General features: G+C 43.3%; 20 protein-coding genes. 18 read left to right on the top strand and 2 right to left on the bottom strand.

Annotated elements, in window-relative coordinates; genetic code table 11:
• Positions 1 to 237 precede the first annotated feature (237 nt).
• From gmk to spoVM, 13 genes are all read left to right on the top strand, one after another.
• Positions 238 to 855, top strand: a complete 618-nt coding sequence (gene gmk / locus P5G49_RS08485; protein WP_301243057.1) for a guanylate kinase — start codon at positions 238 to 240, stop codon at positions 853 to 855.
• A gap of 3 nt (positions 856 to 858) precedes the next feature.
• Positions 859 to 1,083 (top strand): DNA-directed RNA polymerase subunit omega, encoded by a 225-nt coding sequence (gene rpoZ, locus P5G49_RS08480; protein WP_301243056.1) that lies wholly within the window; start codon positions 859 to 861, stop codon positions 1,081 to 1,083.
• A 101-nt stretch (positions 1,084 to 1,184) separates the two neighbouring features.
• On the top strand, positions 1,185 to 2,402 hold the full coding sequence (gene coaBC, locus P5G49_RS08475; RefSeq protein ID WP_301243055.1) for a bifunctional phosphopantothenoylcysteine decarboxylase/phosphopantothenate--cysteine ligase CoaBC: 1,218 nt from the start codon (positions 1,185 to 1,187) through the stop codon (positions 2,400 to 2,402).
• The gene (gene priA, locus P5G49_RS08470; protein WP_301243054.1) at positions 2,392 to 4,803 is read left to right on the top strand and encodes a primosomal protein N'; all 2,412 of its coding nucleotides are present in this window, start codon (positions 2,392 to 2,394) and stop codon (positions 4,801 to 4,803) included. Before coaBC ends, priA begins: the two co-directional genes overlap by 11 nt.
• A gap of 43 nt (positions 4,804 to 4,846) precedes the next feature.
• On the top strand, positions 4,847 to 5,338 hold the full coding sequence (gene def, locus P5G49_RS08465; RefSeq protein WP_301243053.1) for a peptide deformylase: 492 nt from the start codon (positions 4,847 to 4,849) through the stop codon (positions 5,336 to 5,338).
• A 2-nt stretch (positions 5,339 to 5,340) separates the two neighbouring features.
• On the top strand, positions 5,341 to 6,282 hold the full coding sequence (fmt, locus tag P5G49_RS08460) for a methionyl-tRNA formyltransferase (protein ID WP_301243052.1): 942 nt from the start codon (positions 5,341 to 5,343) through the stop codon (positions 6,280 to 6,282).
• On the top strand, positions 6,279 to 7,631 hold the full coding sequence (gene rsmB / locus P5G49_RS08455; protein ID WP_301243051.1) for a 16S rRNA (cytosine(967)-C(5))-methyltransferase RsmB: 1,353 nt from the start codon (positions 6,279 to 6,281) through the stop codon (positions 7,629 to 7,631). Before fmt ends, rsmB begins: the two co-directional genes overlap by 4 nt.
• A gap of 35 nt (positions 7,632 to 7,666) precedes the next feature.
• Positions 7,667 to 8,425, top strand: a complete 759-nt coding sequence (locus tag P5G49_RS08450) for a Stp1/IreP family PP2C-type Ser/Thr phosphatase (RefSeq protein WP_301243050.1) — start codon at positions 7,667 to 7,669, stop codon at positions 8,423 to 8,425.
• Positions 8,422 to 10,383 carry a Stk1 family PASTA domain-containing Ser/Thr kinase gene (gene pknB / locus P5G49_RS08445; RefSeq protein WP_301243049.1) on the top strand — a complete coding sequence of 654 codons (1,962 nt, stop codon included), beginning with the start codon at positions 8,422 to 8,424 and terminating at the stop codon, positions 10,381 to 10,383. Before P5G49_RS08450 ends, pknB begins: the two co-directional genes overlap by 4 nt.
• A 14-nt stretch (positions 10,384 to 10,397) precedes the next feature.
• Complete coding sequence (gene rsgA / locus P5G49_RS08440; protein WP_301243048.1) at positions 10,398 to 11,294, top strand: ribosome small subunit-dependent GTPase A; 897 nt, start codon at positions 10,398 to 10,400, stop codon at positions 11,292 to 11,294.
• Entirely contained in the window at positions 11,287 to 11,952 is a 666-nt protein-coding gene (gene rpe / locus P5G49_RS08435) for a ribulose-phosphate 3-epimerase (protein ID WP_301243047.1), read from the top strand. Before rsgA ends, rpe begins: the two co-directional genes overlap by 8 nt.
• A complete protein-coding gene (locus tag P5G49_RS08430; protein WP_301243046.1) occupies positions 11,952 to 12,605 on the top strand; it encodes a thiamine diphosphokinase in 654 nt (217 codons plus the stop codon). Before rpe ends, P5G49_RS08430 begins: the two co-directional genes overlap by 1 nt.
• 14 nt (positions 12,606 to 12,619) lie before the next feature.
• Positions 12,620 to 12,775 (top strand): stage V sporulation protein SpoVM, encoded by a 156-nt coding sequence (spoVM, locus tag P5G49_RS08425; RefSeq protein ID WP_301243045.1) that lies wholly within the window; start codon positions 12,620 to 12,622, stop codon positions 12,773 to 12,775.
• A 58-nt stretch (positions 12,776 to 12,833) separates the two neighbouring features.
• Here the strand turns inward: spoVM and rpmB are convergent, their stop codons facing one another.
• Positions 12,834 to 13,022 carry a 50S ribosomal protein L28 gene (gene rpmB / locus P5G49_RS08420; protein ID WP_060209036.1) on the bottom strand — a complete coding sequence of 63 codons (189 nt, stop codon included), beginning with the start codon at positions 13,020 to 13,022 and terminating at the stop codon, positions 12,834 to 12,836.
• A gap of 219 nt (positions 13,023 to 13,241) precedes the next feature.
• On the opposite strand from rpmB, the gene P5G49_RS08415 reads away from it, so the two are divergent.
• The 5 genes from P5G49_RS08415 (at position 13,242) to recG (ending at position 19,001) form a co-directional block, all read left to right on the top strand.
• A complete protein-coding gene (locus tag P5G49_RS08415; RefSeq protein ID WP_283731687.1) occupies positions 13,242 to 13,601 on the top strand; it encodes an Asp23/Gls24 family envelope stress response protein in 360 nt (119 codons plus the stop codon).
• 21 nt (positions 13,602 to 13,622) lie between these two features.
• Entirely contained in the window at positions 13,623 to 15,281 is a 1,659-nt protein-coding gene (locus P5G49_RS08410) for a DAK2 domain-containing protein (RefSeq protein ID WP_301243044.1), read from the top strand.
• Between the two features lie 105 nt (positions 15,282 to 15,386).
• On the top strand, positions 15,387 to 16,049 hold the full coding sequence (sdaAB, locus tag P5G49_RS08405) for an L-serine ammonia-lyase, iron-sulfur-dependent subunit beta (RefSeq protein WP_301243043.1): 663 nt from the start codon (positions 15,387 to 15,389) through the stop codon (positions 16,047 to 16,049).
• Positions 16,050 to 16,063: 14 nt separating this feature from the next.
• A complete protein-coding gene (sdaAA, locus tag P5G49_RS08400; protein ID WP_301243042.1) occupies positions 16,064 to 16,972 on the top strand; it encodes an L-serine ammonia-lyase, iron-sulfur-dependent, subunit alpha in 909 nt (302 codons plus the stop codon).
• Entirely contained in the window at positions 16,953 to 19,001 is a 2,049-nt protein-coding gene (gene recG / locus P5G49_RS08395) for an ATP-dependent DNA helicase RecG (RefSeq protein WP_301243041.1), read from the top strand. The genes sdaAA and recG overlap by 20 nt, the downstream gene beginning before the upstream one ends.
• 80 nt (positions 19,002 to 19,081) lie before the next feature.
• On the opposite strand, the gene P5G49_RS08390 is transcribed toward recG, so the two are convergent.
• Complete coding sequence (locus P5G49_RS08390; RefSeq protein ID WP_301243040.1) at positions 19,082 to 19,780, bottom strand: ABC transporter ATP-binding protein; 699 nt, start codon at positions 19,778 to 19,780, stop codon at positions 19,082 to 19,084.
• Positions 19,781 to 19,794: the final 14 nt, after the last annotated feature.

Genomic DNA, 19,794 nt, shown 5'->3' with positions numbered 1-19,794 from the left:
TATATAGTAAGTATTAAGGAATTAACACGCTCTAAGTTGAGAAGGAGTAGTTGCTTGAAGTGAAAGGCGGCGACTCCGAGGGGATCAGCACGAGCTGAAGACCCTGGACTGAGCGAAGCGAGGGAAGCGGCTGAAGCCGTGCCCCCCGGAAAGCGTCCGCCCGGAGCGCAAAGCAACGGTCTATTATAAGTTTTATTCTTTTTTTACTTCTATATAATACATAAGAAGAGGGATGGCATGTACAAAAAACGTGGATTATTAATCGTCCTGTCCGGTCCATCCGGTGTAGGAAAAGGAACCGTCAGGAAAGAACTATTTCAACAACCTGACACAAACTACGAATATTCAATATCGATGACAACAAGAAGCCCGCGGGAAGGCGAACAAGACGGCGTCGATTATTTCTTCAAATCCCGCAGCGAATTCGAAAGCCTAATTAATGAAGGAAAGCTATTGGAGTATGCCGAGTATGTAGGCAACTATTACGGAACACCATTGGACTACGTCAACGAAACACTCGACGCGGGCAGGGACGTATTTCTTGAAATAGAAGTCGTCGGTGCGGCTCAAGTCCGGGAAAAAGTTCCTGACGGTCTATTCATCTTCCTTGCACCGCCAAGCCTATCCGAATTAGAGGATCGTTTGGTAGGAAGAGGTACTGAGGAAGCCGATGTCATAGCAAGTCGTGTATTAAAAGCACGTGACGAACTTGAAATGATGAATCTATATGATTACGTAGTCGAAAATGACGAGGTATCGAAAGCTTGCGATCGCATCAACTCAATCGTTACAGCAGAACACTGTCGTCGTGAGCGTGTCGAAAAACGTTATTTACAAATGTTGGAAGGGGAATAAAATATGTTATATCCATCAGTGGATTCATTAAAAGGTAAAATTGATTCGAAATACACTTTAGTTACGCTTGCTGCAAAACGGGCGCGTGAAATGCAAGAAAGTAAAAATGAGTTGCTTCACAAATACACATCCCATAAAAATGTAGGGAAAGCTTTGGAAGAAGTGGCGGCTGGTGCACTTTCAAAACAAGTGCAAGATGCTTCCATTGTCTATGAAGACGAAATCTGATTGTCATTGCTTGCTGTAAGAATTTAATAAGCTCTTATAACTCCCTTGGAAACAAAATTTCTTAGGGAGTTTGTCATTTTAACTGAAAAAGGGTGAGACGTTTGTTGAATAAAAAAATTCTTGTATGTGTCACTGGTGGAATTGCTGTATACAAAGCCGTAGCGTTAGTAAGTAAGCTATCCCAGGCAGGAGCAGAAGTAAAAGTGATTATGACGGCTTCAGCTATGGAATTCGTTCAACCGCTTACATTCCAAGTAATGTCACGGAATGATGTCTATTATGATACGTTTGACGAAAAAGATTCCCGGGTCATTGCTCATATTGACCTTGCGGATTGGGCGGATCTTATTATCGTTGCACCTGCCACGGCTAATACTATCGGGAAGATTGCGAACGGTATTGCGGATGATATGGTCACCTCGACATTACTTGCAACGACATCTGAAGTCTGGATCGCCCCAGCGATGAACGTTCATATGTATGGAAACAAAGCGGTCATCCGTAACATCCAAAGACTTCATGAAGACGGTTTCCGCTTTATTGAACCTTCTGAAGGTTTTCTCGCATGTGGTTATGTCGGGAAAGGTAGACTGGAAGAACCGGAACGAATTGTTGAACTCGTGAAACAAAGATTTATGAAATCAACTGAGAAATTACCGCTTTTAGGTAAAAAGGTTGTTGTTACAGCAGGTCCTACAAGAGAACGGATCGACCCTGTACGATACATCTCGAACTTCTCAAGTGGAAAAATGGGGTATGCGATGGCCGAAGCTGCTGTTTCCCTTGGTGCTGATACGGTGTTAATTTCAGGGCCAGTTGATTTGCCTAGACCAGTGGGTGTCCAACTTATTCAAGTGGAAAGCGCGGCTGATATGCTTGAGGCAGTCCTTGCGAATTTCGGTGATGCATCAATGGTAGTTAAATCTGCGGCGGTTGCTGATTATCGTCCGAAAGAGCAACATTCGCAAAAAATGAAGAAAAAAGATGGTGATTCGTCCATCGAACTTGAACGAACGACAGATATTCTCAAAACAATTGGCGACAACAAGGAAGACCAAATCCTTGTTGGTTTCGCGGCGGAAACAAATGATGCGATTTCGTATGGCATGTCTAAACTGATGAATAAGAACTTGGATTACATCATCGTCAACGATGTAACAGATCCCGGTGGCGGTTTCGGAAATGACACAAATGTTGTCACGCTGTTGACTGGTAAGGGAAAGCAGTTTCCTTTTGATGCGATGAATAAGAAGCAACTTGCGAAAGTTTTGCTTGAAACGATAATGGCAGAAGAAAGGTCAATTACAGATGATCGCTGAAATCATTGTAGATGTTTCAGCCTATCCGATTGACCGGCCTTTCGATTACAGAGTCCCGAAACACCTTGAATCGGTTATGGAAGTCGGATCGCGTGTCAAAGTCCCATTCGGACCGAGGAAAGTGCTTGGGTATGTTACAGGATTGAAATCGGAAAGTGAGGTTGATGAGGGTAAATTAAAACCGATTGATGAGTTAGTCGACTTAGAGCCTGTCGTGTCTACGGAGCTTTTATCCCTTTCGAAAAAGATGGCGAGGGAAACACTTTCATATGAAATTGACGCCTTGCAGGTCATGTTGCCAGCAGCCATGCGTGCGAAATACGAGAAGTTCGTAATTATTGAGCAGCCTGGTGAGATTGACGATGCAACTTTTTTCACTTTTTTGAAAGGGAGGACAAGGATCCCTTTAAAGGAACTCGATGATTCATATTTATTGAAAGTAGTAAAAGACTATGCAGCAAGAGGTATTGTTTCTGTTGATACTGTAGTTAGCCAACAGACAAAGGTAAAAAAAGTAAGGACAATCAAAATCGCCGAATCTTCCACCTTAAGAGAGTTACTGCAATCGGTACATCCAAATGCAAAAAAGCAGATGGAATTGTTGGAGTGGATGCTGCATCATGCCGGGGAAACAATGGAAGCTTCAAAACTTCTTAAGGACTCAGGCATACAGAACCCTGTCTTGAAAGCGATTATTGAAAGAGGCGGGGGGACTGAAGGATTGGCGGAAGTCTATCGGGAACCCGATGCCCCGAACTTAAAGGATACACCCATTCCAATTCAGCTGACGGACGAACAACAAGTTGCACTTGATGCCGTCAATACGGCCTCGGATGGCGGAGAGGCAGAAACTTTTCTTCTGCACGGGGTTACGGGAAGCGGGAAAACGGAAGTATACCTGCGGGCTATCAAGCATGTATTGGAAAAAGGGAAGGAAGCAATCGTCCTCGTTCCGGAGATTTCTTTGACTCCTCAAATGACGGCCCGTTTCCAGGAGAGGTTCGGAAGCCTTGTCGCAGTCATGCATAGTGGCTTATCTGCTGGTGAGAAATACGATGAATGGCGTAAAATACATCGTCGTGAAGTGAAAGTCGTCGTTGGTGCGAGGTCAGCTATATTTGCTCCCTTTGAAAACGTAGGGATCATCATTCTTGATGAAGAGCATGAATCTACATACAAACAAGAGGATACTCCCCGTTATCATGCAAGGGATGTTGCGATTTGGCGGTCGGAATATTACGGATGCCCGGTTATCCTTGGAAGCGCAACCCCGTCGCTGGAATCTTTTGCGAGAGCGAAAAAAGGTGTGTATACACTTCTTGAGTTATCGAAAAGAGCGAAGAACCAATCATTACCTTCTGTAACAGTTGTCGATATGCGGGACGAATTGAAAGAAGGAAATCGCTCGATGTTTTCTGTAGCCTTGGCGGATGCAATCCATCAGAGGCTCGAAAGGAAAGAACAAATTGTTCTCTTCCTTAATAAAAGGGGTTTTTCTTCATTTGTATTATGCAGAGATTGCGGTACGGTAGTCCAATGCCCGAATTGCGATATTTCATTAACATACCATCGGGCAAATGAGCGGTTGAAATGTCATTATTGTGCTCATGAGGAAGGGGTGCCCCTTGTCTGTCCAGAATGCGAGAGTGAACATATCCGTTTCTTCGGGACAGGTACACAGAAGGCCGAAGAAGAAATTTATAAGCTATTCCCTGAAGCAAGGGTGCTCCGGATGGATGTGGATACGACTCGCCAGAAGGGCTCACATGAACGACTTCTTCGTCAATTTAGCGAAGGAAAAGCCGATATACTGTTAGGTACGCAAATGATTGCAAAAGGATTGGACTTTCCCAATATTACACTGGTTGGTGTGCTTGCGGCTGATACTACTTTGCATTTAGCGGACTTCCGGGCAGCGGAAAAGACATTCCAATTGATGACGCAAGTGAGTGGACGGGCGGGCCGCCATGAATTGGCCGGGGAAGTAATCATTCAGACATATTCACCAGAGCATTATGCGATAGAGCTTGCAAAGACGCAGCATTACGAAACGTTTTACAATTTGGAGATGGCGTCGAGGAAACAATATGGGTATCCTCCGTTCTACTATATAACACTTATCCAATTTTCCCATAAGGACTTATTGAAAGTGGCAGACTTTGCTGATAAAGGTACGAGGTATCTGAAAACTTCACTCTCACCGGAAACTGTGATTATCGGCCCAGCTGCTGCTGCCATCAGTCGTGTGAACAATAGATATCGGTATCAATGTTTGATAAAATACAAAATAGAGCCAAGGCTCACTGATACACTACAGCAATTGATTAAAATGTATCGGACAAACTGGATGAAGGAAGGGTTGCTCATGACAGTCGATGTGGACCCGACCTCGATTTTTTGACCAAAATCCGGTATGTATATACACCTAGAAAAGAGGAATTGACTTGGCGATACTTGAAATTGTGAAAAATCCTTCACCACTGCTTACACAGCGCTGTAAGGAAGTGGACAAGTTTGATGAAAAGCTTGCAAAACTATTGGATGATATGTATGAAACGATGGTGGCTGCTGACGGAGTCGGAATTGCAGCTCCGCAAGTAGGTGAACTTGTCCGGGTAGCAATCGTCGATTTAGGTGAAGGGGACGAAGTCATTGAAATGATCAATCCCGTTGTCACCGCAATCGGTGGTTCCGAAATAGATGTAGAAGGTTGTTTAAGCTTTCCAGGCCTATATGGGGAAGTTGAACGTCCTTTCTTCGTTCGGGTTGAGGCTCAGGAACGTGATGGTTCTTTATATGAACTTGAAGCGGAAGACTATGAAGCACGAGCGATTCTTCATGAAATCGATCATCTTGACGGAATTCTTTTTGACTCGAAAATTAAACGTATTGTAGATCCAAGTGAATTTGAAGAGGTTGAAGGAGAGGAAGAATAGGAATGACAAAAATCGTTTTCATGGGGACACCTGACTTTTCAGTACCTGTATTAACGATGCTGCATGAAGAAGGATTTGAAATTGCAGCTGTTGTTACACAACCCGATCGACCGGTTGGTAGAAAGCGGGTCCTTACACCCCCACCAGTTAAAGTGGAAGCTGACCGTCTTGGTTTAACGGTTTTGCAACCCGAAAAACTGAAAAACTCTGATGAATTATCTGAACTTATTAATATAAACCCTGATCTGATCGTAACTGCTGCATACGGGCAAATTCTGCCAAAGGATTTGCTTGATGTTCCCCGGTTAGGTTGCATTAATGTCCACGCATCGCTTTTACCGAAATACCGGGGAGGGGCGCCGATTCACCAGGCTGTTATGGATGGGGAAGCCGAAACCGGTGTCACGATTATGTATATGGTTGAAAAATTGGACGCAGGCGACATCATTTCGCAAGTGCGAGTTCCGATCTTGGAGGAAGACAATACGGGAACGATGTTCGAAAAACTGTCCATCGCCGGCACGCAGTTATTAAAGGAAACATTGCCTTCGATTGTAGCAAAGACAAATGAGCGAATCGCTCAAGATGAAAAATACGTAACATTTGCTGGGAACATTACGCGTGAACAGGAACGGATCGACTGGACACGTGGAGGCAACGAGATCTTCAATCAGGTACGTGGATTATATCCTTGGCCGGGAGCATATTCCGTTTTTCAGGACGGTAACGTAAAAATATGGCAAGCGGAAAAGTGCGATATTGTCACAGATGCCTCGCCAGGTACAATCATCAAGCGATTAAAAGACAAACTTGTCGTAAAAACCGGCGATGACATTTCCATAGCTATCACAGAGCTGCAACCTGCCGGAAAGAAACGAATGTCCGCTGAGGAATTCATGAACGGGGCAGGTTCCAATTGGCATGAAGGAGACCATTTCGAATGACAAATAAAGCCAAAAAGAAGATTTGGAACGGAAACGTTCGGGATGCAGCTCTTTCGATTTTGATGGAAATCAATGAGAATCAGGCGTATAGCAACCTACTCTTAAACAGGACGATAAAGAAATACGCCATTGATCCAAAAGACCGTGGATTATTGACTGAGTTAACCTACGGAACATTACAGCATCGAATGACTCTGGATTATTATTTAGAGCCTTTTGTTAAAGGGAAACTTGATGCTTGGGTTAGGGAATTATTACGATTATCGATTTACCAAATTGTCTATTTGACGAAAATACCACCCCATGCAGTAGTTCATGAGGCGGTGGAAATCGCAAAAAGACGTGGTCATAAAGGTATTTCGTCAACTGTGAATGGCATTTTACGATCCGTTTTGCGTAAAGGCGTCCGATCAATTGAAGACATCAAAGATGATATAGAACGAATTTCCATCGAAACAAGTCACCCCGAGTGGTTGATCAAACGATGGGTTGAACAGTTCGGCAAAGAAGAAGCATTGGCGATGGCCCATGAAAATAACCATCCTGCTCGTATGACAGCGCGGGTCAATTTATTGAAAACGACAGTCGAAGATGCGTTGAAGGAATTGGCTAAAGAAGGCATTGAAGCAACAAGGGGAGAAGTCGTTCCGGAAAGTATCCAGACAGCTATCGGAAGTTTAGCGAATACATCGGCATATGCGAACGGCCTTCTGACAATCCAAGATGAAAGCTCCATGTTACCGGTTCTTGCCTTAGATGTGAAACCCGAAATGAAAGTGTTGGACATGTGTGCGGCACCTGGAGGGAAAACGACATTCATTGCGGAGAAAATGAATAATAAGGGTGAAGTTTATGCACATGATCTACATGAGCATAAACTGTCGTTGATCGAATCAAATGCAAATCGTCTTGGAATCGAGTCGATCAGGTTAAGTAGTGGAGACAGTAGACAATTAGGCACCATTTATGAACCTGCCTCTTTCGATAGGATTTTGGTTGATGCGCCATGTAGCGGTCTCGGGGTCATCCGCCGCAAACCGGAGATAAAATACAATAAGACAGAGCAGGACCTTGTAAACTTGACTAAAATTCAAGAAGAATTGCTTGATACAGCATACGGATTAGTCAAAGAGGATGGCATTATAGTCTATAGCACATGTACTGTTGAATATAGTGAGAATGCCGGAGTTGTACATAAATTCCTTGAAAAACATCCGGATATAGCGATGGTTACACTTGATTCATACTTAACTAATGAATCATTGGCAATTAAAGATAATATGTTGCAAGTATTACCTCAACATTTTGGAAGTGATGGTTTTTTTGTAGCCGCCTTTCGTAAGAAGTAATTGCCACGCGCTTAAAGATAAAAGGGGGGGGACAAGTGTTGCGATTTGAAGTGCTTTCGGATATTGGGAAGAAACGTACTGTGAATGAAGATAGCGCTGCAGTCTTTACCATTCAGAACGGCCCAACACTGGCCGTGATTGCAGATGGTATGGGAGGCCATCGTGGTGGGGATTTTGCAAGTTCAACCGCAGTTCAACTATTAGGGGAAAAGTTTCAAGGAGTATCCAATTCAACCAAAATGAATGAAGAAGACTGGAAAGAATGGCTTTTGGAGACGGTTTCGTTCATCAACCATACTATTTTTGAGATTGCTGAAAAAGATGAGAACTTTAAAGGTATGGGGACGACTCTTGACGCTGTGCTTGTTGATGGGAATGATTGTCTAATTACACATGTAGGCGATAGCCGTGTTTACATTATTAATGAAGCAGAAATCATTCAAGTAACGAAGGATCATTCATTCGTTAATATTTTGCTTGATTCAGGTGAAATAACGGAAGAAGAAGCTGCGACTCATCCCCAACGAAATTGGATCATGAGGGCGGTAGGATCAGAGAAATCCATCACACCGGATTTTTATCATCATCAACTGAAGGAAAATACCTACTTATTGATCTGCACGGATGGATTAAGCAATAAAGTCAGTCGTGAAACAATCCATAGTATTGTCACTTGTGTTGGGGATCTTCACACGAAGGCAGTTGAATTAGTGAAAATAGCCAATGATATGGGTGGCGAAGACAATATTTCCGTAGTTTTAGGATACTCCGATTCGGAGGTGAGTTCATCATGATTGGAAAACGGATTGGCGGACGTTACGAAGTCATCAAAGGCATCGGCGAAGGGGGAATGTCAAAGGTCTATTTGGCTCATGACATAATTTTAGGTCGCGATGTAGCAATTAAAGTGCTTAACTATGATTTTGCCAACGAGCAAGATATAAAGAAAAGATTTCAAAGGGAAGCCCTGTCTGCCACAAGCTTGACGCATCCTCATATCGTTAATATTTATGATGTCGATGAAGAAGGAGAACTTCATTATTTCGTAATGGAGTATATTGAGGGGCAGACATTAAAAAAATATATTTTGTCAAACGGGCCATTGCCTGTTGCAAAAGCTGTCAATATCATGAAACAACTTGTTTCGGCCATTGCAAATGCGCATCATAATGGTATTGTACATCGGGATATCAAGCCGCAAAATATTTTGATGGACGCCGACGGTGATGTAAAAATAACTGATTTTGGAATTGCGATGGCATTACATGCAACCGCACATACAAAAACAAATTCGGTTATTGGTACTGTTCATTATTTATCCCCCGAACAAGCAAGGGGTGGAATGGCGACTAAAAAGTCGGACATTTATTCCCTTGGTATCGTCTTTTATGAATTATTGACTGGCGAATTGCCGTTTTCGGCGGAAACAGCTGTCGCAATTGCAATAAAACATTTGCAGGAGGAAACGCCTTCTGTACGAAATAGATTTCCCGGAATTCCGCAGAGTGTTGAAAATGTGATTTTAAAGGCTACAGCAAAAGATGCTACATACAGATATCAATCAGCGGATGAAATGTATGACGATTTACTGACGGTTCTTTCCCATGAAAGACAAAATGAACGTAAATTTACTTTACCGTTCGATGATGATAAAACCCGTATAATTCCAGTAATCACAGATCCACCAAAAGTGGCTAATCATGACACAACTAAAATTATCGAACCTGTAACGCCGGAATCTAAACCGCCGGTGAAAAAGAAAAGGAAGAAATGGCCGATTGTTTTAGGCATTTCGATAGCTGTCATTGCAATTGCGTTACTGGCACTATTCTTGCCTTCATTATTGGGGCCGAAAGAAGCTTTAATCCCAGATGTTACAGGATTGGATGAAGCGGAAGCAAGGGACCTCATAAATGAAAGTGGTTTTGTTGTAGAAGGGATTGTTGAGGATTTCTCGGATGAATACGAAGCAGGAAAGGTATTCAGAACGATACCTGAGGCCGAAAAAAAGCGAGAGCTTGGTACAGCGGTCACGCTTTATGTAAGTAAAGGTAAAGACACGATGGAAATGACGGATTTCACAACTAGAGATTATGACGAAATCTATAATTACCTGTCAGGATTTAACTTTAAGTCAATTACCCCCGAGTATGTCTACTCCGACCAGCCGGAAGGTCAAATTCTTGGGCAAACACCTGCTGAGGGCGAGCATGTCGTTCCCGAGGAGACGGATATTGTATTCAAAGTCAGCCAAGGAAAGAAATTGGTCAAATTAGGTGATTTGACGAATTATGATAAAAAACAGTTGGATGATTATGCGGAAACCTCAGGGTTTGATATTCGTGTAGTAAAAGAAGAGTATCATGATTCAATTCCGGAAGGGAACGTTATTTCTCAAGATCCGACCGCAGGAACCGATTTGCCAGTCGGTGCAAAAGTTGGAGTTGTACGTTCCAAAGGACAAGAGAAGAAACACGTGAAAGTTTTTGTAAGGACTGTGGAAATTCCGTATGAGGCTACAACTGACGATGATGAGGATGAAACGGCCGAGCCAGAACCACAAACAGTAAAAATTTACATTCAGGATAAAAAACATTCGATGACAGATCCAGTATTGGTATTCGAAATTACTAAAGATACAAGTAAGGTAATTACAGTTGAGCTCGAAGAAGGACAACGGGGCGGATATAAAATTCTTGTAGGTACAACAGTCATTGAAGAGAATTTTAATTACGATGATAACGTCGAATAAGAAAGAGGGATTGGATGCCGCAAGGACAAATCAGAAAAGCGATTAGTGGTTTTTATTATGTGCAAACGGGAGATGGAGATCTGGTCCAATGTAAGGGAAGGGGAGTCTTTAGAAATAGAGGGATCTCCCCTCTCGTAGGTGACTTTGTAACGATTGTAGAAGACGGCGATAATGATGCGACGATTACAGAAGTTCATGAGAGGAAAAATGAGCTGGTAAGACCGCCGGTTGCAAATGTCGATCAGGCATTGCTTGTATTCTCCATCGTTGAACCTGATTTGAGCCTTCATTTATTGGACAGATTCCTTGCTGTTATTGAATCTGTCGGCATTAAACCTATCATCTGTCTCACCAAGAAGGATATTGCGGAGGAATCAGACCTTCAAATAGCCAATTCCGCAATTGATTACTATAAGGGCATTGGGTACGACGTCATTAAAACATATATTGATGATCCTAATTTGCACGATTTGCTTTATCCTATTCTTAAAGGGAATACGACAGTCCTTGCCGGTCAATCAGGCGTAGGGAAATCAACGTTGTTAAACACGTTGATTCCTGAATTGCTTTTGAAAACGGGTGAAATTTCAGAGGCGTTAGGCAGGGGAAGACATACAACCCGTCATGTTGAACTAATGGAAGTCGCCGGTGGACTTGTAGCAGACACACCTGGCTTTAGTTCGTTAGATTTCGATCATATCGAAAAAGATGAACTACGTGATTACTTTGTTGAAATGGAGCAGGCGGCGCAACTTTGTAAATTCAGAGGATGCCTGCATCTTAAAGAACCTAAATGTGCTGTTAAAGCAAAGGTTGAAACAGGCGAAATATTATCCACCAGATACGATAATTACGTACAGTTTATGCAAGAGATAATTGACCGAAAGCCGAGGTATCCGAAAAATGATTAAAATTGCACCATCCATACTAGCAGCAAACTTTTCAAAGCTTGCAGAAGAAGTTAAAGAAGTAGAAGCAGCGGGTGCGGAACTGATCCATATAGATGTTATGGATGGACATTTCGTTCCGAATATTACGATGGGACCGATTGTAGTTGAGGCGTTACGACCAGTAACCGATCTACCACTTGATGTTCACCTCATGATTGAGAATCCTGATGCATATATTGAACAGTTTGCTAAAGCAGGGGCTGATTATATAACTGTGCATGTGGAGGCTTGCAGGCATTTGCACCGTACGATCCAGTTGATCCGATCGTTCGGTGTGAAACCCGGTGTTGTGCTAAATCCCCATACACCGATTGAGCATATTCTTCATGTTTTGGAGAATGTGGACCTTGTCTTGTTCATGACTGTAAACCCTGGGTTTGGCGGGCAAAAATTCATTCATTCAGTAGTGCCGAAAGTGAAGCAGCTTGCTGACATCATTAAAGAAAAAGGGCTTGAAATCGAAATTGAGATCGATGGCGGCATTAATGAAGAAACGATTGTCACATGCGCCGAAGCAGGGGCTACAATTTTTGTAGCAGGATCTGCAATTTACAATGCCGAAAATCGTGCAGAGGCGTTACAACGGATCAAGGCTGCAGGGGAAAGCGTGCTGAAGTAATGAAGAGAGTTGTTATTTGCGCTGGGGGACCAGCCGAAGATTTACCTGATTTACTCTCCTTGAAAACGGAACAGACAATTTTTATCGGGGTGGACCGTGGTTCCCTTCATCTTTTGGAAAGAGGAATCGTTCCTGTAGAAGCGGTTGGTGACTTCGATTCGGTGAATGAAAATGAATTCGCTATGATCCAATCTGCTGTGGAACGGGTAGATTCATTCAATGCCGAAAAAAATGAGACGGATACGGAATTGGCAATCACAAGAGCAATTGCCTATCTACCAGATGAAATCATCCTTACGGGTGTTACGGGCGGTAGATTGGATCATTTCGAATCAGCATTGCATTTATTGTATCGGATTCAGGTCGAGTATGAAGATGTGTTATTCACCATTAAGAATGTGCACAATGAATTATCCGTTTTAAGTCCAGGGACCCATCTTGTGAATAAAAATGAAGGTCTGCCTTATGTATCATTTTTTCCTTTTGGGGGAGCGGTTGAGGGAATTACATTGACAGGCTTCAAGTATGAGACGGTGAATGCTCGGATGGAAATGGGTATGACAAAATTTACAAGCAATGAACCAATTGCAGAAGTTTGTACTATCTCGTTCCTGAAAGGCATATGTTTAATGGTAAGGAGTTCAGATTCCTGAAAGGAGCCGGGGAATTGAGAGTCTATACATTTACAATGCCAAAGTTTCTCAGTAGTTTTGTCCGAAAGTGCATGGTCGTCTTCCAAAAAGATGATAAGCAGAAGAGCCAGGCAACCGCAAGTGCGAGTCAGCGTAATCGAAAAAAGAAAAAAGAAAAAACGTCAGGCTGAACTTATCGCCTGGCGTTTTATTTCTTTTTGAAGTATAGTCGGAAAGCACAACGGTCAATTAAACTCGTTGAACTTTACCTGATTTAAGTGCTCTTGCAGATACCCAAACACGCTTTGGTTTACCGTTAACAAGAATACGGACTTTTTGAAGGTTAGCTCCCCAAGTACGTCTGTTAGCGTTCATTGCGTGTGAACGAGCATTTCCCGTACGAGCTTTGCGTCCAGTAATAACACATTCTTTAGCCATTTTTATGACCTCCTCGCTAATAATGATTAAGCGATTCACTATCTAATTCGCATACCATAATACTTTATCACAGGAAATAATGGCTTGCAACCTTTTTTAATGGTGCTTTCAAGGAGAAACCCTTTACAGATTTAATGTGTGCGGTTACTTCTTCTTTAATAAATCAATCGTGTATAGTACAATAGGGGAAGCTATAAGGATGCAGGAGGGGAAGCTTTCATGTCAATCGAGTTAAAAAACGATTACGGTAAAATAGATATTACGAATGACGTCATTGCCCAAGTTGTTGGAGAGGCGGCTATCGAATGCTACGGAATTGTCGGCATGGCTTCACGTCACCAGATCCGGGATGGGCTGACTGACATCCTTGGAAAAGAGAATTATGCAAGAGGAGTCATTGTGAGAACAATTGGGGATGAGACACATATCGATATGTATGTCATCGTCGGTTACGGCACTAAAATCTCCGAGGTTGCGTACCAAGTGCAATCCAAAGTTATGTATACATTAAAAAAGACATTATCGTTGACAGTGGATTCAGTGAATATATTTGTTCAAGGGGTTCGGGTGACGAGTTGATAGAAGGAGGAAAACATTTCAATGAAGTTTATTGATGGTGTAAAATTTGCGGACATGGTGAAGATAGGTGCTCATCACCTTCATCTTAATGCAGACTATGTCGATTCATTAAACGTGTTTCCAGTACCCGATGGGGATACAGGGACAAATATGAATCTATCCATGTCATCAGGTGCAAAGGAGACGGCTGTACATGCGTCCGAGCATTTAGGTAAAACAGCACAAGCATTATCCAAAGGTCTTCTGATGGGGGCACGCGGCAATTCAGGCGTCATTCTGTCCCAATTGTTCCGCGGTTTCGGGAAAGCGGTGGAAGAAGAGGCGAAGCTTGATAGTGTCAAATTCGCAGGCGCACTTGAGTATGGTGTGCAAACAGCCTATAAGGCAGTCATGAAGCCAGTGGAAGGTACAATCTTAACAGTTGCCAAAGATGCTGCGAAAAAAGGTGTCGAAGTGGCTAAAACTACAGAAGACCTCATCAAAGTAATGGAAGCGGTTGTTGAAGAATCAAAAGCTTCATTGAAAAGGACTCCCGATCTTCTGCCGGTATTGAAAGAAGTCGGTGTCGTCGATAGTGGTGGGCAAGGCCTTGTCTATGTATATGAAGGCTTTTTGGCGTGTTTGAAAGGCGAAGCTCTCCCGGAACGCACACTATTTGAATCGATGGATGATCTCGTGAATGCCGAGCATCATCGCGGCGTTCAAGGTTTCATGAACACAGAGGATATTGAATTCGGTTATTGTACGGAATTCATGGTGAAGTTCGAAGCTGACAAAGTCAAAAATCATCCTTTTGAAGAAGGGGATTTCAGACAGGACTTAAGCGAGTTCGGTGATTCACTACTTGTAATCTCTGATGAAGAAATCGCGAAAGTACATATCCATACCGAGGAACCGGGGAATGCGTTAAATTACGCACAACGGTATGGCTCCCTTATCAACATTAAAATCGAGAACATGCGACAACAGCATATCGATATCGTCGGTGAAGGCTATTCAACGAAGAAGGAAGAAAAGGCTGTTCATCCTTATGCTATCGTAACTGTTGCAATGGGATCCGGTGTAGCCGACTTGCTGAAAAGTATAGGGGCTTCCGCAGTAATCGAAGGCGGTCAGACGATGAACCCTTCAACTGAGGATATTGTCAAAGCGATCAAAGATGTCGGAGCGGAACGTGTAATTATCCTACCGAATAATAAAAATATCATTATGGCTGCAAAACAGGCAGCAGAAGTAATTGGTATAGAGGCTGCCGTTGTGGAAACGAAGTCGGTTCCTGAAGGGTTATCCGCAATTCTTGCATTCAATCCTGAAATCGGTGTAAGCGAAAACGAAAAGGCAATGTCCAAGGCCGCTGCAGCAGTCAAAACAGGACAAGTCACTTATTCAATCCGTGACACATCTATTGACGGGGTAGACATTAAAAAAGATGATTTCATGGGTCTAGCAGGAAGTAAAATTGTGATTTCCAAACCTTCATTGGATGATGTTATCAAAACATTACTATCTTCTTTGATTGATGAAGACGATGAAATCGTTACAATCATCTATGGTGAAGATGTGACTGAAGAAGAGGCGAACGAAATTGCAAGCTATGTAGAAGAGAATTATGACCATACGGAAGTTGAACTCTATAATGGGAAACAACCATTGTATCCATATATTCTCTCTGTGGAGTAAAAATAGAAATGACGGTGTGCTCTTGACGAGCGTGCCGTCTTTTCTATTTTGTCTTTATCATGTAAAATGAATTCATGCTTGTCTTTTAACTAGGGGGTATTTTGAATGAAATACAGATCTGTTTTTGAAATAATCGGTCCCGTCATGATAGGACCTTCATCTTCACATACCGCTGGTGCTGCCCGCATTGGCCGTGTAGCAAGAGATTTGTTTGGAAGACAACCGGAATGGGCGAAAATTTATCTCTATGGTTCTTTTGCGGAAACATATAAAGGCCATGGAACTGACGTTGCAATTATCGGTGGATTATTAGATTATGATACATTTGATGAAAGGATCAAAACGTCTTTTGAAGATGCGGCGGCACTTGGAATGACATTTGAATTCATTCCTGAGGAAGAGGAAGCCGAGCATCCGAATACGGCAAAAATCGTAATTGGGGATAGCCAAGGTGAGATGGAGCTCGTTGGCATTTCAATTGGTGGGGGAACAATGGAAGTGACGGAGCTAAATGGTTTCCCACTTCGCCTATCTGGCCATTTCCCAGCGCTACTTGTTGTACATGATGACCGTGCAGGTGTCATTGCAAACGTTTCCAATGCAATTGCTTCTCAAGGCATGAATATTGCCCATATGGAAGTTGGCCGGAAAGAAAAAGGGAAAATGGCACTTATGGTCATCGAGGTCGACCAAATGTTTGATGAAACATTATTAGATGAATTGAAATCCTTGCCGAATGTCACTCAAGTGTCGACATTGGCAAATTAAGGAGGAATATAAATATGGAAGTACTATTCAGTTCAGTTAAGGAACTTGTTTCATTGGCTGAGACACAAAACAAACCTATTTCTGAAATCATGATAGAGCAGGAAATGCTTATAACAAAACGGTCACGTGAAGATATTATCGCGCAGATGGATAATAATCTTACTGTGATGGAAAGTGCTGTCGAGCAGGGACTTCAAGGAGTGAAATCTACCTCTGGTTTAACTGGTGGAGATGCAGTCCTCATTCAAAACTATATTAAATCGGGGAAATCTCTATCCGGCGACCTCATTTTAGACGCGGTCAGCAAAGCTGTTGCGACAAATGAAGTGAATGCCGCAATGGGAATGATTTGTGCAACTCCGACAGCTGGAGCTGCAGGCATTGTGCCAGGAACACTTTTTGCGGTGAAAGAGAAGTTGAACCCAACAAGAGAGCAAATGGTGAACTATCTATTCACTTCAGGTGCTTTTGGTTTTGTCGTCGCCAATAACGCATCCATCTCTGGGGCAGCTGGCGGATGTCAGGCAGAAACTGGGTCTGCAGCTTCCATGGCTGCAGCAGCAATTGTAGAAATGGCTGGCGGAACACCACAACAAAGTGCAGAAGCATTCTCAATCGTAATGAAAAACATGCTTGGACTTGTTTGTGACCCTGTTGCCGGTTTGGTTGAAGTGCCATGTGTGAAACGGAATGCGATGGGGGCAGCAAAAGCACTTGTCGGAGCAGACATGGCCCTTGCAGGAGTCGTCAGCAGAATCCCTACCGACGAAGTAATTGAAGCGATGCACAGAATCGGACAAACGATGCCGTCTGCTCTAAGAGAGACTGCGAAGGGCGGTCTTGCCGCTACACCTACCGGCAAATGGCTTGAGGCTAAGATATTCGGGAAGGATAGAGCGGTCAATGACACCGTCAATTCATGACGCGGTCACTTCATTAAATGGTGTAGGGAAGGCATCTGCCGAACGGCTTGGAAAATTAGGGATTGAAACGATAGGGGATTTGATCAATACCTTTCCCTATCGACATGAAGATTTTAGATTGAAAGATTTGGCGGATACACCGCATAATGAACGGGTTACGATTGAAGGAAGGGTCGAAAGCGAGCCTTCCGTTCTTTTTTTAGGGAGAAACCGTTCGCGCTTGCAAATCAGACTCCTCTCAGGCCCTCATCTTGTCAAAGCGGTATTCTTCAATCAGCATTATTTAAAAGAACGCCTCTCAATTGGAATGATCGTAACTGTGACAGGCAAATGGGATCGCGGCAGGCAAGTGATCAATGTCAGCAATTTCAGCGAGGGACCTAAAACTGACCATGCGGATTTCGAACCTGTTTACAGCTTGAAAAATGTGATGCACCAAAAGACATTCCGGAAATATATGAGAAGTGCGCTTGACTTGTGTGCAGATGAAATGGAAGAAGTATTACCGGCTTCCATCAGAGAGTCCTATATGCTGCCATCCATCAGTGAAGCTTTGGAAATGGTACATTTTCCGAAATCACCAACAGATGTAAAACAAGCAAGAAGAAGATTTGTCTATGAAGAATTGCTTAAATTCCAATTGAAGATGATCGGGATGAAGAAAATACGGAAGGATGCCGAAAAAGGGACATTCATCCACTATGATCTTGACCGTTTGAAAGCATTTATTTCTTCATTGCCGTTCGAGTTAACTGGTGCCCAAAAGAGAGTTGTCAATGAACTATGTGCCGAATTGAAAAGCTCAAGCCGGATGAATCGCCTTCTTCAAGGGGATGTTGGTTCCGGGAAGACTGTCGTTGCGGCGATTGCACTATATGCTGCCATCACAGCGGGTTTCCAAGGAGCGCTGATGGCCCCAACAGAAATCCTTGCTGAACAGCATGTCAATTCACTTTCTTCCTGGCTTGAACCATTCGGGGTGCGAGTCGCCTTTCTTTCGGGATCTACAAAGGGGAAGGCCAGAAGACATATATTGGAGAATTTAGCGAACGGGGAAATCGATTTATTGATCGGGACACATGCCCTTATTCAACCGGATGTCAGTTTCTCCAAATTGGGTCTTGTCATAACAGATGAGCAACATCGGTTCGGTGTAGAGCAACGCCGTGTGCTAAGGGAAAAAGGGTTGAATCCGGATGTTCTCTTCATGACAGCCACTCCAATCCCAAGGACTTTGGCAATCACGGCATTTGGTGAAATGGACGTTTCGATTTTGGATGAAATGCCAGCAGGGCGTAAACAAATCGAAACGTATTGGTTGAAAGAAGAGTCGTTACTACCTGTATTAAGGAAAATGGAGAAGGAATTACATGCGGGTCGCCAGGCTTATGTGATTTGTCCACTAATAGAGGAATCGGACAAGCTTGATGTGCAAAATGCTGTGGATGTCCATGCGCAGCTCACCCATCATTTTGCCGGACGGTATACGGTCGGACTTATGCACGGTCGTCTGCATCCTGATGAAAAGGACGAAATCATGCGTGATTTCAGCGACGGGAAAATCGACTGCCTCGTTTCAACAACAGTTGTTGAAGTTGGTGTAAACGTTCCAAATGCGACGTTTATGCTCATTTACGACGCAACCCGTTTCGGATTAGCACAACTCCACCAATTACGAGGAAGAGTAGGGCGGGGTGCTAATCAATCATACTGTGTACTTCTTGCCGATCCGAAAAACGAGGAAGGTAAAGAACGGATGCAATCGATGACGGAAACAAATGACGGATTCCTCCTTGCAGAAAAGGACCTCGAACTAAGAGGAGCGGGCGATTTCTTCGGCAAAAAGCAAAGCGGAATGCCTGAATTCAAGATGGCGGACCTCGTCCATGACTACCGTGCTTTGGAAACCGCCCGTCAAGATGCTGAGAAAATGCTGTCATCCGACAGTTTCTGGACCTCCCCGGAATATAAATTCCTAAGAGAAGACTTGGAGCAATCCGGTGCGCTTTCTCAAGAGCGAATGGATTGAAGGAACAGTTGTTTCTCGAAGATAAGTTTCTAATACTAAAGGCGAGCCTCCATTTAAGGAAGCTCGCCTTTTGAGTTGAGTTATGCCTGTGTTACCTTTTCCGCTAAATTCTGTTCAATATAACCTACTTTCCCATCTCGCACATGAATAATGGAATCCGCTCTGGCTGCGAGATCCAAATCATGTGTCACTAATACGATAGTCATTTTTTGCTCTATACGTAGACCTTCAATTAAATCGATGATCCGCATTCCTGTTTCAGAATCCAAATTTCCTGTCGGTTCGTCCGCCAACAATATCCTTGGTTGAATGACCATCGCGCGGGCGATTGCAACCCGCTGTTGTTCGCCACCAGAAAGTTTACTTGGCAGGTGATTCATCCGGTGTTCAAGACCGACGCGCTTGAGTGATTCTTTTGCAAGTTCGACAACCTCTTTAGAAGAGGTTGTCGATAACAGCGGCATCATAACATTTTCCAATGCGGTGGCTGTCGGCAACAGGTGAAACTGTTGAAACACATAGCCGATGATACTCGCACGCATTTCCGCCATTTCATCGTCATTCAATCGATGGACGGGATCCCGGTTAACGTAGATTTCTCCGGCATCTATCGGTTCAAGCCCGCCTATAACATTGAGTAACGTAGATTTACCAGAACCCGATGGACCGGTGATCGCAACATAACTACCGCGTTCAATGGAAAAGGTAACATCATTTAAAATTGTTGTCTTGCTATTTCCGGTTATAAAGCTTTTTTTGACATTCTTCACATCAATCATTTCTATCATCTCCT

It is taken from the genome of Sporosarcina highlanderae (assembly GCF_030433715.1).
Lineage (GTDB): Bacteria > Bacillota > Bacilli > Bacillales_A > Planococcaceae > Sporosarcina > Sporosarcina highlanderae.
This window is presented reverse-complemented; position numbering and strand designations above follow the sequence as displayed.